General features: G+C 62.2%; 14 protein-coding genes and 2 pseudogenes. 9 read left to right on the plus strand and 7 right to left on the minus strand.

All coding sequences use genetic code 11. The features are described 5' to 3' along the window. From A3A5_RS0105385 to A3A5_RS0105405, 5 genes are all read right to left on the minus strand, one after another. The coding region (locus A3A5_RS0105385; protein ID WP_018309596.1) for a hypothetical protein at positions 1-657 on the minus strand (657 nt) is incomplete at its 3' end. A 12-nt stretch (positions 658-669) separates the two neighbouring features. Continuing rightward, a complete protein-coding gene (locus A3A5_RS0105390) occupies positions 670-987 on the minus strand; it encodes an MmoB/DmpM family protein (protein WP_018309597.1) in 318 nt (105 codons plus the stop codon). 19 nt (positions 988-1,006) lie between these two features. Beyond that, positions 1,007-1,342: a Rieske 2Fe-2S domain-containing protein gene (locus A3A5_RS0105395; RefSeq protein WP_026200483.1), complete on the minus strand. Its 336-nt coding sequence runs from the start codon at positions 1,340-1,342 to the stop codon at positions 1,007-1,009. 7 nt (positions 1,343-1,349) lie between these two features. Beyond that, positions 1,350-1,610, minus strand: coding sequence for a toluene-4-monooxygenase system B family protein (locus A3A5_RS0105400; RefSeq protein ID WP_018309599.1), 261 nt, complete (start codon positions 1,608-1,610; stop codon positions 1,350-1,352). A 24-nt stretch (positions 1,611-1,634) separates the two neighbouring features. Beyond that, on the minus strand, positions 1,635-3,140 hold the full coding sequence (locus tag A3A5_RS0105405) for a toluene monooxygenase (RefSeq protein ID WP_026200484.1): 1,506 nt from the start codon (positions 3,138-3,140) through the stop codon (positions 1,635-1,637). A gap of 128 nt (positions 3,141-3,268) precedes the next feature. Between A3A5_RS0105405 and A3A5_RS0105415 the strand changes: the two genes are divergently transcribed. Beyond that, on the plus strand, positions 3,269-3,604 hold the full coding sequence (locus A3A5_RS0105415; RefSeq protein ID WP_157637136.1) for a hypothetical protein: 336 nt from the start codon (positions 3,269-3,271) through the stop codon (positions 3,602-3,604). Between the two features lie 85 nt (positions 3,605-3,689). Here A3A5_RS0105415 and A3A5_RS45365 read toward each other — a convergent pair. Together A3A5_RS45365 and A3A5_RS45560 are read right to left on the minus strand one after the other, a co-directional pair. Then, positions 3,690-6,054: pseudogene (locus tag A3A5_RS45365) on the minus strand (Tn3 family transposase). A gap of 77 nt (positions 6,055-6,131) precedes the next feature. Further along, positions 6,132-6,494: a DUF4158 domain-containing protein gene (locus tag A3A5_RS45560; RefSeq protein ID WP_232431271.1), complete on the minus strand. Its 363-nt coding sequence runs from the start codon at positions 6,492-6,494 to the stop codon at positions 6,132-6,134. Positions 6,495-7,065: 571 nt separating this feature from the next. On the opposite strand from A3A5_RS45560, the gene A3A5_RS0105430 reads away from it, so the two are divergent. The 8 genes and pseudogenes from A3A5_RS0105430 to A3A5_RS40755 form a co-directional block, all read left to right on the plus strand. Continuing rightward, on the plus strand, positions 7,066-7,320 hold the full coding sequence (locus tag A3A5_RS0105430; protein ID WP_018309603.1) for an H-NS family nucleoid-associated regulatory protein: 255 nt from the start codon (positions 7,066-7,068) through the stop codon (positions 7,318-7,320). A 466-nt stretch (positions 7,321-7,786) separates the two neighbouring features. Further along, positions 7,787-8,536 (plus strand): NYN domain-containing protein, encoded by a 750-nt coding sequence (locus tag A3A5_RS0105435; RefSeq protein ID WP_018309604.1) that lies wholly within the window; start codon positions 7,787-7,789, stop codon positions 8,534-8,536. A gap of 349 nt (positions 8,537-8,885) precedes the next feature. Beyond that, positions 8,886-9,299, plus strand: a complete 414-nt coding sequence (locus A3A5_RS0105440) for a hypothetical protein (protein WP_018309605.1) — start codon at positions 8,886-8,888, stop codon at positions 9,297-9,299. Next, positions 9,293-9,640 carry an IS66 family insertion sequence element accessory protein TnpB gene (tnpB, locus tag A3A5_RS0105445; RefSeq protein ID WP_018309606.1) on the plus strand — a complete coding sequence of 116 codons (348 nt, stop codon included), beginning with the start codon at positions 9,293-9,295 and terminating at the stop codon, positions 9,638-9,640. Before A3A5_RS0105440 ends, tnpB begins: the two co-directional genes overlap by 7 nt. A 36-nt stretch (positions 9,641-9,676) precedes the next feature. Continuing rightward, positions 9,677-10,979: pseudogene (locus A3A5_RS42995) on the plus strand (IS66 family transposase); the annotation flags it as partial. 72 nt (positions 10,980-11,051) lie between these two features. Beyond that, positions 11,052-11,180 carry a transposase domain-containing protein gene (locus A3A5_RS44400; protein ID WP_224010354.1) on the plus strand — a complete coding sequence of 43 codons (129 nt, stop codon included), beginning with the start codon at positions 11,052-11,054 and terminating at the stop codon, positions 11,178-11,180. Positions 11,181-11,197: 17 nt separating this feature from the next. After that, on the plus strand, positions 11,198-11,698 hold the full coding sequence (locus tag A3A5_RS0105455) for a hypothetical protein (RefSeq protein ID WP_018309608.1): 501 nt from the start codon (positions 11,198-11,200) through the stop codon (positions 11,696-11,698). A gap of 70 nt (positions 11,699-11,768) precedes the next feature. Beyond that, the coding region (locus A3A5_RS40755; RefSeq protein ID WP_369797752.1) for a calcium-binding protein at positions 11,769-11,906 on the plus strand (138 nt) is incomplete at its 3' end.

Genomic DNA, 11,906 nt, shown 5'->3' on the forward strand with positions numbered 1-11,906 from the left:
GACAAAGCATTCAGCCCAGTCCCATGCCACCAGCGCGTGTTCGACCAGCTTGCGCCAGCCCTGCCACGCCGGGTCCTGCTCCCAATAGCGGCGCTCGTCGGTGCCGAAGCCGACGTCGCCGAAGGTCTGCGACAATTCCCGCGTGCGATATGCCGTGTGCGTGACCCACCGCAGCGAGTCGGCAGCCTGGTAGGCGGCGCAGTTCGAGATGGTGGACGCCGGTGCCATCTGGGTCAGGTAGGCCGATCCCATTTGTAGCGCGTGAAACAGATAGCGCGCCGGGGTGTACAGCCGCGCCAGCGTGCCGGTCCAGGAGCACTCCAGCATGGAGTCGTGGCCGCGTTCGGAAAACTGGTCGAGCAGGCCGGACACATAGGTTTCCTGACCGTCCTGCAATAGGTTGTAGGTGCGGTAGACGAGTTCGTCGGGATCGCGGAACGCATTCCAGTCAGGGTGTGACAGAGGGGAAGCGTTGCGGTGACGCTTGAACCACTGTGCCATCTCAAAGTTTGGGTCGAGCTCGAACGGCGCGTCGGGGTTATCGGTCGTGTAGTGAAGGTTCGTTGAGACGATCTCATACTCGCTCGGCTTGCGCCGGCGCGCGGCCAGGTGGCTCCAGGTTTTCAGCGGCTTGAGGACGTCGGATCGCGTGGTCATGCTCGTCTCCGGTTACAGCATCTTTTCGTAATAGAAGCGGACGTAGTCATCCGTAGTCTCGATACGTCCCGCAAAGGAGCTGAGGTTGACCTCCAGCTCAGACATCCTGAACGGGCGGCCCAGCGCGTCTTCAAGTGTGGCCCGGCGCAGGATCAGTTCGCCGTCGGTGTCGATGCGCACGTATGCGCGCTTGTCGTCGACGCGAATCTCCTTCCCCGGATTGTCTTCCCGCGCGGCGTCGATGACGCCCGATGTGATGCTGCTCGCGCGCAGGATGGGGCCGACCCGGTTGTTTCGGTATGCTTCAGCGGTGTTGTGGTCCCTGCTCATGATCGGTTCCTGTGCAATATCAGCAGTTGGCGAACAGTGGCTCGACGCCCTCGACAGCGATGAGGATGTCGTCGCCATCAACCTTGACGGCATACTCGGCAAGACGGCACCAGCCGGGATTGAGGCCCTTGCCCGTGTTGGCATCGAAGATCCACTGGTGCGCCCGGCACATCAGTACGCAGCCGTCGAACTTTCCCTCTGCGAGCGCAATGTCCTGGTGTGGACAGATGCCCTGAAACGCGCGCGGCGCGTCGCCTTCGGGGCGGACGAGCACGATGATGTGGCCGTCCACCTCCACCTCGGCCATGTCGCCCTCCCACAGATCATCGAGCGTGGAGACTTTCTGGAAATTCATGTTGACCTCATACATCGCAAAAGATGAATTCGAGCGACTCCATCGGTTTGATATCGGTGTCGCCGAGCCTGGCGTTGCGGGGGTAGAACTGGTCGCTCCCCTGGCGCCTCACCCGGACGACCTTGCCGGGCTGGGGCGCCACACGGCGGCCGACTGAATGGTGCGCGGCGGCCGCCGCAACTTCGTCCATCGAATTCTCTGTATTAACGGCGACGAGCTGCAGCACGAAGTCGTACTGAAAATTTGAAATCACTTGAAACAGTGCCATGTCATCCTCGATCTGGTGGCAGCATCAGGCGGCGTTGTTCTCTTCGCCCTGGCGGCGGTAGGCCTCTACCCACGCGTACTGGTGCGCGTCGTCGCCAATTTCGCCGGGGGCGAGGTTCATGTACCGGAGTGCGCCCCCTAGGTCGGGTGGCTGGATGAGCCCGGCGAGAAAACGGTCGACCAGGGTGAGGTGGTCGCGGTAGCGCACGGGATCCTGCTGGAAGACCCAGCGGTCGATCTCGGAGTTGAAGTGGTACGTGCGGCCGCTGTAGTCGAGCGGATAATCCCTGACGTTCCAGCCGTTGCCGGGCACCGCGCAGATCGGCAACTGGCTCATGTTGCAGACGATGGGCAGCGTCTCGGGGATGGTGAGCTCCTTACTGCCCGCGAGCAGGTTGTCGATGATGACGTCCCAGACCTTACCAAAGGTGTCGTTCCAGCCGGGATACTTTTCCTCAAGCCAGTCACGGCAGTCCGGGGTCATGCCGGCGGCCGGGTTCCACCAGACGGTCGGTCGCCAGAACCAGATCGCCATCTGGTAGGCATGGTGCTGGTAGTCGAACTCATTGATCATCTGGTCCCAATACCATGGCAAGTCGAGGCCGAGGTCGATCAACATGCGCTCGAACTGGCCAACGATCCATTCTGTCATGAACTCCTTGAACGACTCCTTCCGATGCTGTAGCGGCGCGGCATAGTCCATCGACGTGCCGGTCAACAGGGAGAACAGACGCCATGCGCGAGCAATGGCCACGTCCACAAGCTGCTGCGCTTGCCCCTTGCGCCCGTTAGCGATCAGGATCTGCAGGGCGGGTCCGCCGATCTGCGCGTGCCTCGACTCGTCCGTCTGGATGCTCGAGATCAGGCTGGCGAAGGTGAAGTCGCCGGCTTCCGCGGCATCGGCCGCCAGGCCGAGGAACTGAATGTTGGTAAAGCCGGTTTCGAAGGCGAATGTCAGCATCACGGCAATCTCGATCGCACTGCGCGACATGAACAAGTCGTCGAACGTGTTACGCGCGGCGATCGCACCCCATTCGTTGGTGTGATAGGCCTTGTGCGCCCAGTCGAACTGCCGGTCCTTCGGGCAGTAATCGTGCGGAAAGTAGAGCTGCACTTGCCCGTGGCGGTTCTCGTCGAGCATGCCGAACGTCGCCATATTGCGCATTCCCGGCGCTCGGCCGAAGCGAGCCATGCGTGCCTCGGCGCTCATCGCCGCATATTCGCCGAGGGCGATGGCGCCATAGTGTGCCTTCAGGATCGATAGCCAGCCCGGATCAGCATCCTCGAACATGCGGCTGCGCTCCAGCGCGGCCTTCACGGAGTAGGCGCCGGCGTCCTTCTCGCGCTGAATGCGAACATACTCCGCATACGAAGTCTTGTAGGGCTCGTCATAGCTTTCCCAGACTTCCATGGGCAGACCCAGAGCCCCTGCCATGACCTCCGGAAAGACGTCGGACTCGGTGACGTACGTCGGCGTCCAGTTTGTTGTGCGGGCAATGTCGTACCACGCTGCGCGTTCCAAAAGCGCCATGGGATACCTCCTTGGTGGAATGTCATGTCTTTTTTGCTTTGCCGTCCCGGTTGCGAAAGGCCACGACCTGGGACGCTTTCCCTCTCGCAAATGCTGTGCCAGCCCGCCGGCGATGCAGGAATGCTGCATTGCAAAATTTGCTGGAACGTGAAGATGCTGGGCGAGTGGCTGGACTAATGGTCGGGATTTCTGCAGCGCAAAAACAAATCGCCCTGCGTGGATTCAGCTTTTTGATGATGTGCGTGCGCTCTTCGCGGCACGCGGTACTTCATCAAGGTATGCTTTTGTTTTTGCTGCAATTTACAGGGGTAGCCGCCCCTAGTATTTATGCGGGTTTCCGGCAGGCGATCATGGGAAATCCCAATGAAATCAAGTATTTGCTGACTACCCTCGGCGCCCGACGATCGCGGGCGGCGGTGGCGGGGAAGGGTGGCGAGCTTCCGAATAGCCGAATGCGGCCCTGAGTCCTCCCGGCTGGAGGAGTACACGGCGGATTTTGCGAGCCCAGAGGTATGAATTTCTGGGCACCGTCCTTTCGAAGCGGGATGGCTATGCCGTACGCCGCCGCGCAAGGGAGTCGGATTGGAGCGCCACCGTGGGCATGAGCCGATGCGCATAGCGCGCGATCGGAAACTCGAAAGTCCCTCGCAGATTGATCCCCTCGAGATGGGTGGGCCCGATATGCCGCAGGTCCACAGCGCGCACTGCCTCGGCCCCGACTCGTTCAAGGATGTCCCAATTGCGTTGCATGTGCATCGTATTCCAGGCCATGACTGCATTGGTTAGCAAGGTCAAGGCCGACGACACAGCCGCCAGCGACGCGTCATGTCTCGCCAGTTCGATCGGTATCTTGCCGTGATGGATCGCCCGCTGGACAATATGCACCGCTTCACCGCGGTTCAACGCGTGCTGCATCTCATGGCGAAATGCGGTATTCGTGAAATAGTCGATCAGGAAGATCGTACGAAACAGCCGTCCGAGATGCACGCCGGCCTCATAAACAATCTGGCCGCGCGCCGCCGCCCCAAAGCGCGTGAGTGCCTGGACTGCAGTGCATTGCCCACTTTGTACGGAGGCGGCAATCCGTACCAGTTCATCCCAGGCGCGCTCAATGAGGTTCAGTCGAACATCGGTGTCGGTGATGGCAACCAGTTGGCTCGGCACGTCATGGTGCCTGGGGACATGCAGGCGCCGGTCGCGCAGGTGGGCGAGTCGCGGACAGAGATCGAAGCCCAACAAACGTGACAGGCTCATCGCGAAATCCGTAAACCCATGTGTATCCACAGCAAGTTGAGCCACGTCGTCCGATCCACCTTGCCGGATCACGCTTTCGATCGCCGCGCCTGCCTGCCGCTCATTAAGCAGAATTGGCTGGTCATAGAAATGCCCCAGCGATCGCGAACGTGAGTGTACATGCCGATCCGACGCGGGTCGGCCCGCGCTTGCCAGACAGAGCGTGTCGTTTCCAACGACATCATGTCCGACGACGCCAGATCGGAGCGTCCCCAATGCTGGGCAACGGGTGCTGGTGCATGAAGGTCAGCACGGCTTCTGCCGCGTGGCGCAGCTTTCGTTCGTCCGCGACACGATGCATCATCTGCCGGATCGCTGGCGGCGACAGCTCCGGCACCATTCTGGCAAGATCCGCAGCCGACATCGACGTGCCATGCGCGAGTATGGCTGCGCAGACCAATAGCAATTCGCTGCGGGCATGCGGCTCCCTCCCCAGCAAGAGCCAACTGAAGTGCGTGGCGCTGTCGATCTCGAGCAGGATCTCAGGAAGCTGGCCGCCGGGGTGCCGCTCGAACAGTGCGTGTCGCAATGTCTCCACCGACGCGGGCGTAGCGCTCGCCACCAAGGGATCGATGTGGATCGCATCGTCAATCTTGAGCTTCCCACACAAGACAGCGTCCCTCAGCTTGACGAGGCCTTCGTCCAGATGCGCGATCACCGGCACCAGAAATGCCTGGGCATCCTGCGGCAACTTGAGATGGCCATAGAAGTGGTTGCGTTTGGCCTTCCAATCGTTGGCGTCGATCAAAAGCGCCGCTTGGCTTCGGAAGGCAAAGCTGTGCGCAAGAAAAACTGAGCCGTTGCGCAGTGCCACCCGTAGAGCGAATAACGTGCCCCACTCGAAGGCGGCCAGCGCCCGCTGACGGTCCTGTTCCTCCATAGCAGGTTGCCAGGCACGGCCAAGTCGAATCGTGATGTGGTCGGGAAGAGAGTCGGCCTTCCGCGCGTAGAGTTCCTGCAGCACGGTCAAGGCGTCGATCACCGGATGCGCCGACTGGGCGGAGAATGGCAGCAGAACCAACTTGCCAAGCAAGGCTCGGGCCTGACGATGCCGTGACAGGAGCTGCATGCGGATCAGGCTGGCACGGCTGGGCGCATGCCGGTTGAGCGCTGCATCGGCCAGCGCCAACAGCTGCTGGCAGAGAGCTTCACGGCTTAGCACGTCATCCGCGGCCAGCGTTTTGACCGCGGTCGCGAACTCTCGCATCTGGGTCTCAGGGTCTGGTCGGCCAGCATCAATCAGCCGCCGAACGTCGTTGACGGATTTCTGAATCCAGTGTCGCAACATGGTCGCCAATTGGTCCGTGGCGGCACATAAAGCGTAACGCAGAAAGCAAGCAGCCTCCAAACGGCGGGGTTGCTGCGCGACTCGCTTGCTCACTGATGCGGGACGATTGGCACAGCGCCTGGCGTAGTAGCGTACCAGCGCTTCATTGCACGCCCTCCGGCCAGTTTCGGTGGATGCCCATCTTGTAAAGGAGTTCGACCTTGTCGAACAATTCCCCCATCTGATGGGTCGAGGTTCGCAGCGGGACGGTCCATAGCCATTGTTGCAGGCTGACGCGGTCGCCGTGCAGGTGGGCCAGCGATGTGCTCCAAACGTCCAGGGCGGCAGCCCCATAGGCGCGCACCAGGGCGACGGCAAGCGCCGTCTCCGCCGTCGCGACGGCCTGACTGATCAGTCTTTTTAGTGCCGCTTCACTCGGTGCGGCTCGGCTGACCCGTCAAACGTTCCTTGACCCAGCGCGTAACATAGCGGCGCTGATGCTCAGCCATCGGACTGAAGCCGAGGGCTTGATAGGCCAGCATTTGGTGGTGTGCCAATGTATCTTTGCGCCCGTCGTAGAGGGCGTTGAGCGTGCCCATATCCGGCGGTGTCACACCGACCTGAGCACCGACATGCGCCCAGAGAAATCTGGGCACTTGCTTGCAGGCATCCAGCGTGCGTCCCGTCATGCGGATGAAGCCGATGTGTACGGCAACGGCCAGGCGATACCAGGGGCTGCGCCGAGCATCAATCAGCGCCCGTTCCTTGGGGGGAGTAGGTGAAGAACGTGGCAAGCTCGAACTCGCTGAGTTCGCGTGGAATCTGCCGCATGCCGAGGTAGGCCAACCGCCAGTGATCCATCGCGCTCTCCCAAGCGTGGGACGGACTGCGGAGGGTAGTGGCAATGAGAAGGGGTCGCAATGCCCTGGCAAAAATGTGCCGTCTAGCTCACCCAAAAAGAGCAAACAACAGCAGACAGCAACCAGACAGCAACCTATTGATTTATTGTGATATTTCTAGGAAATCGCCCGGAAACCCGCATGAATGCTAGGGGCAGCTATCCTGGTAAATTGCACCGAAATCAAAGGGACACCGAGCTGCAGCGGGTGGGGACCGAGCTGGCTTCGTCGCAGCGGCGGGCCGAGCGCGCCGAGGCCGAGGCGGCGCTCGCGCGTCAGCTGCTGGCAGAATTGCGCGGGGCGCTGCACGAGCGGGACGGCAGCGGTCGACGGCGGGGCAAGGCCCGCCCGGCGCCAGCGGGGAACGAGGCCCAGCCCCCACAGCAGCCAGAGCCGGGCGCCCCGGCCGCGTCCTCCGACCCGAATGACGGCCACGACAGCAGTAACAGTACCAATAGAAGCAGCGATGATCACGAACACTGAGCGGGCGGCAGCGATCCGCTGGATCCAGGATCAGATGGCCGACTATGGGCTGACCATGGAGGAGTTAAAAGCGGCGGGATGCTTCGAGCCGCCGCCACCGCCACCTCCTCCTCCAGCACCGGTGGTCTCCTACCGCAACGCCGAGGGGCTCTCCTGGGACGGGCAGGGGGAGATGCCCACCTGGCTCAAGCGGGCGGTCAATGCGGGGCAGAGCGTGGAGTTTTTCCGGGTTGGATAGGCCGCAGATGAATTCGGCCCTCTGTCCAAAGCCGATGCAAGGCTAGCCCCCGGTTGCTCCGGCTTCAACAGCGGATTGGACTGGGGGCCTTATCCATTGTGATGGCGGCTTCCCATTATCTTGGCATTACGCGGAGGAGCCGTGGCCAGTCTCAGCTCATGGATAAAAAGTGGCGTTATAGGCATTCGTGACCTACGCCTCAGATTGGCGCCTGTACGCGCCGTAGCGACTACGGTTTCCATTACCGCCAACACCGGTGGAAGCCGCCTGCGGCATTCCAGTTGACCCGTCCGTGCAAATTACGCGAACGTCGGCCCACGCCTGCTGTTGACAGTGCGACTATTCTCGGTGGAAAATTGACGCATCCCGCCCTTGGCAGTAAGCCGTCCCAACTATCCCGGACGTGCCGAACCCTTGGGCGTTTTGCATTTTTGGGTTCGCAGTTGTGCGGGCCCGAAGGACTACCATGCCGACAGCCATCCTGATCGACGGCGCCTATTTCATCAAGCGCTTCCGTGCGCTGGATCCCGAGCATGCCTATGATCCCGAGCGCGCAGCAGAATGCGCCCATGCTTGGGCGTGCGCGCATCTGGTACCACCGCGGCGTAACGGCGCTCCAGCTGGTCGCACCCGCGAGCTTTATCGGATCTTCTTCTATGACTGCCCGCCGCTGGATAAGAAAATGCATCACCCAATCACTGGAAGGGCGATCGATTTCAGCAAGTCCGAAGAGGCGATCTTTCGCACGGCGTTACATACGCGCCTGCGTGCAAAGCGCAAGCTAGCGCTGAGGCTGGGCCATCTGTCGACCCACACCTCTTGGACCATCCGGCCTGACAAAATAACTGAGCTCCTGAAGCGCAAGATTTCTATTGATGATCTCAAGCCGGAAGACGTACGGGTCGACACCAAGCAGAAAGGCGTCGACATGCGTATCGGCATCGATGTTGCGTCTCTTGCCTTCAAGAAGCAGGTGGATCAGATCGTGTTGATCGCAGGTGATGCGGATTTTGTACCAGCTGCAAAACAGGCCCGCCGTGAGAGGATCGACTTCATACTGGATCCGATGTGGCAGGCAATACCCGAAGGACTGCAAGAGCATATCGATGGGCTACGCTCGACATGCCCTCGCCCACGACGGGGCCGATTGGCGACCCAGCCTAGCGAGGCTATCCCGCCAGGGGATCCCCTGCCCCCCGAGGCGGGCGCCGTATAGTGCTGATTGCCCGATGGATCCATCGGGCGCCTCGCCAATTAACCCTTCGCCAACCATGTCGGCGCCGGCCGTTCGTTCAATGGCGTAACCGGAGGCGTGACGGGCGGTTTGCTTATGAAGCAACTCTCGATTTGAACGCTTACCGTCTGAGGGTCTCGACGGTTTCATTAGGGCCGACAAAGTAGTCGTCAAGCTCCCAGCTAACGTTAGGTATTTCCTATCGTGCAATAGGGCAACCAAGTGCTTCCCATTGATTCGATGGATTAAAGTAACCGTCAGCGGAACCCGTCTGGCGAGTAGAGGGCGGCGATGAGAAGGTAGGGGCTTCACAATCTCTGGGAGTGAAGCGATGGCCGATCAGCGGGAAGGTAAGAGCGGACGAGCCGGGGCAAGGTATAACCGCCACGATGAGCTTTTCGGGCGCGACCTACTGGCGCAATGGGGTAACAGCGGCGGGAGCATCCGCGCCTTCTGCCGGCAGCACGGCTTGGCGGTCAGCACTTTCGGCTTGTGGCGCAAGCGCTTGAGCCATGCGCAGCAATCGCCGGTGGCGCCGCCAATGGCATTGACCGCGGACACGGCATTCATCGCCGCGGCAACGGTCGCAGTACCGACTGTCGTGCCGGCGAGCGACCCGCTACCGTCGAAGTCTCGCGACCAAGTGGTCGTCACGCTCGGCGGCGCGCGTATCGAGCTGAGCGGGGTGCATGCCGAACGCATCGTGCGTTTCGTGCTGGGGCAGTTGGGAGGCGGCCGGTGCTGATCGGCGGCGATGTGCAGGCTTTCATCTGCCGTGACGCGGTCGACATGCGCAAGTCCATCGACGGCCTGTCGTATCTGGTGGAGTCGTTGCTGGCCAAGAGTCCGCTGTCGGGGCACCTGTTTGTCTTCGTCGGCCGCGATCGATCGAAGGTCAAGATTCTGTATTGGGACCGCACCGGCTTCGCGTTGTGGTACGAGCGGCTTTCGCACGGCCGGTTTCCATCGCCCGCGACGCTAGCCCAGCGTGGCTTCACGCTGGCCGAACTGAACGCCTGGCTCGAAGGCATCGAGATCCCGGCGGTTCGACCCCACCGCACTGTCACGGCCACGCGCGTCTTGTGACTTGTAAACCTGTCGGCGCTGGCGCATCATGGCACCATGCTTCCGGTACTGACACCCTCCGACCTGCCAGCCGATCTCGAGGCGGTACGTACTCTCGCGCTGGAGCAGAACCGGCTCGCCCGCACGCTATGGGAGCAACTCGAGATCCTGAAGCACCAGGTCGCGCAGCTTAACCGCGCGCAGTTCGGCGCCAGTTCCGAGCGCCTGCCGGGCCAGGCCGAACTCTTTGCGCAACCGCTGGATTTGCCGACGCCGCCGGCAACGCCGAAGGTGAAGGTGGCGTGCCACACCCGCAAGGGCCGCCCGGCCTTGCCCAAGGACCTGCCGCGCACGCGCATCGAATACGACCTGTCCGAGGCGCAGAAGGCAAGCTTCGACTCCCTGGAGCGCATCGGCGAGGAGCGCAGCGAGACGCTGCACTACGAGCCGGCCCGGCTCAGCGTGATCGAGCACATCCGCTTCAAGTATGTGGCCACCAAGGATGGCGAGTCCACCATCGTGACCGCTGCCGTGCAGCCCTCGCCGCTGCCCAAGAGCAACGCCAGCGCCGGGCTGCTGGCCAGCATCCAGGTCGACACCTTCGTGGACCACCTGCCGATCAATCGGCAGGAGACGCGCTATGGGCGCCTGGGCGTGCACCTGCCAAGGGCCACTCTGTGCGAATGGAAGCTGGCTTCTGCCGAGCTGCTGGCCACGCTGCTGCCGCCGTTGCGCAACCACGTCCTGCAGGCGCCGCGCCTGCATCTGGACGACACCACGCTGCCACTACTCGAGCGCGGGCGCGCCACCACACGGCAGGCCTATCTATGGGGCTACCTCGGGGCCGGGCAACGACAGGAGAACGGCTTATGGGTCGACCACCCACCAGCCGTGCTGTTCGAGTTCGCCGAATCCCGCGCCGGCGCCCATCCCCTGAACTTCCTGCGCGACTATCATGGCTACCTGCAGGCTGATGCCTACAGCGGCCACGATGCGCTTTACCGTACCGGCCGGATCATCGAGGTCGGATGCTGGGCGCATTGCCGCCGGCGCTTCTTCGAGATCGCCAAGGCCCAGAAGACACCAGGGCTGGCCGCGCAGGCATTGGCGTGGATTGGCAAGCTGTATGCCATCGAAGTCGGCATCAAGGACAAGTCACCGGAGCACAAGCTGGCGGTGCGCCAGGCCGAGGCTGTGCCGCTGCTGGCCCAGTTCCACCAGTGGCTGCAGGGTAATGCTGCTCGCCAGGCAGCCGCTGGCGCAAGCCTTCGGCTATGCGCTGCGTCACTGGCAGGCGCTGGTGCGCTACACCGAGAGCGGCATCCTCGAGCCCGATAACAATCGCCTCGAGCGCGCGATCCGCCCGATTGCCCTCGGCAGGGCGAGCTGGATGTTCGCGGGCTCACCGCGCGGCGGGCGCGCCGCGGCCACGATGTATTCGTTGCTGGGCACCTGTCGCCTGAACGGCATCGAGCCCTATGGCTGGCTCAAGGAGACGCTGGAGCGCCTGCCGGCCCACCCGATCAGCCAGGTCCACGAACTGCTGCCGCTGGCGCGCTAACCGCTACACTGCACGTCATGGACATCCCTGACGCTCTGCGCCTGGCCCCAAGTGCCGACCTGTACCGCCTGTATCTGACCATCGGGCGAATGATCAACGATCCCAAGCGTATCCTCGAGGTCCGCAGGCACCTGCATATCGGTATGACTGTGGGTTACGTCGCCGACGATCTCACCCAGCCGGTGCGCCAGGGGCGCATCCTCGAACTGCGTCAGACCCAGGCGGTGGTCCAGGACACCACCAGCGGCCGCCACTGGATCCTGCCTTACGCCGCCGTGCTCGCCGAGCCCACTAGCGCCGCGCAGCAACCGCCGCACGCTTCACCGCCACCACCGGCCCGGGCGCAGCGTGCGGACTTCCGGGTCGGCGACACCGTTAGCTTCACCGACCAGCACATGCGCGAGCGCATCGGCACCATCGTGCGCGTCAACCAGAAGACCGCCTCCATAGAGTGCGACCCGAACGAAGGCCACTGGCGTGTCTCCTTCGCGCTACTGCGCAAGGTCGTCGATCTCTGATTGCTTCGCCATTCACACGATAAGCATGCCTAGACCCAAGTCCGATCCAGATCGTGAAGAGCGAATCACGATGGAAATAGTCGTCGACGCTTACGGTTCAGAGGAGCGGTCGATGGCGTGGTACTACTACCTCGAGGAGCAACTCACCGTTCCGTTTGAAGCTGAGGTTCGCAAGAGATCGCCAACCTCGCCGCTCAGCCCCGGCGAC

The sequence above is a fragment of the Cupriavidus sp. UYPR2.512 genome, from assembly GCF_000379565.1.
In the GTDB taxonomy this organism is placed as follows: Bacteria; Pseudomonadota; Gammaproteobacteria; order Burkholderiales; family Burkholderiaceae; genus Cupriavidus.

Coding starts and splice junctions, on each gene's coding strand:
- A3A5_RS0105390 (WP_018309597.1), bottom strand. CDS start 987: ATGAGCAGGGACCACAACACCGCTGAAGCATACCGAAACAACCGGGTC.
- A3A5_RS0105395 (WP_026200483.1), bottom strand. CDS start 1,342: ATGAATTTCCAGAAAGTCTCCACGCTCGATGATCTGTGGGAGGGCGAC.
- A3A5_RS0105400 (WP_018309599.1), bottom strand. CDS start 1,610: ATGGCACTGTTTCAAGTGATTTCAAATTTTCAGTACGACTTCGTGCTG.
- A3A5_RS0105405 (WP_026200484.1), bottom strand. CDS start 3,140: ATGGCGCTTTTGGAACGCGCAGCGTGGTACGACATTGCCCGCACAACA.
- A3A5_RS0105430 (WP_018309603.1), top strand. CDS start 7,066: ATGATCACGAACACTGAGCGGGCGGCAGCGATCCGCTGGATCCAGGAT.
- A3A5_RS0105435 (WP_018309604.1), top strand. CDS start 7,787: ATGCCGACAGCCATCCTGATCGACGGCGCCTATTTCATCAAGCGCTTC.
- A3A5_RS0105440 (WP_018309605.1), top strand. CDS start 8,886: ATGGCCGATCAGCGGGAAGGTAAGAGCGGACGAGCCGGGGCAAGGTAT.
- A3A5_RS44400 (WP_224010354.1), top strand. CDS start 11,052: ATGTATTCGTTGCTGGGCACCTGTCGCCTGAACGGCATCGAGCCCTAT.
- A3A5_RS0105455 (WP_018309608.1), top strand. CDS start 11,198: ATGGACATCCCTGACGCTCTGCGCCTGGCCCCAAGTGCCGACCTGTAC.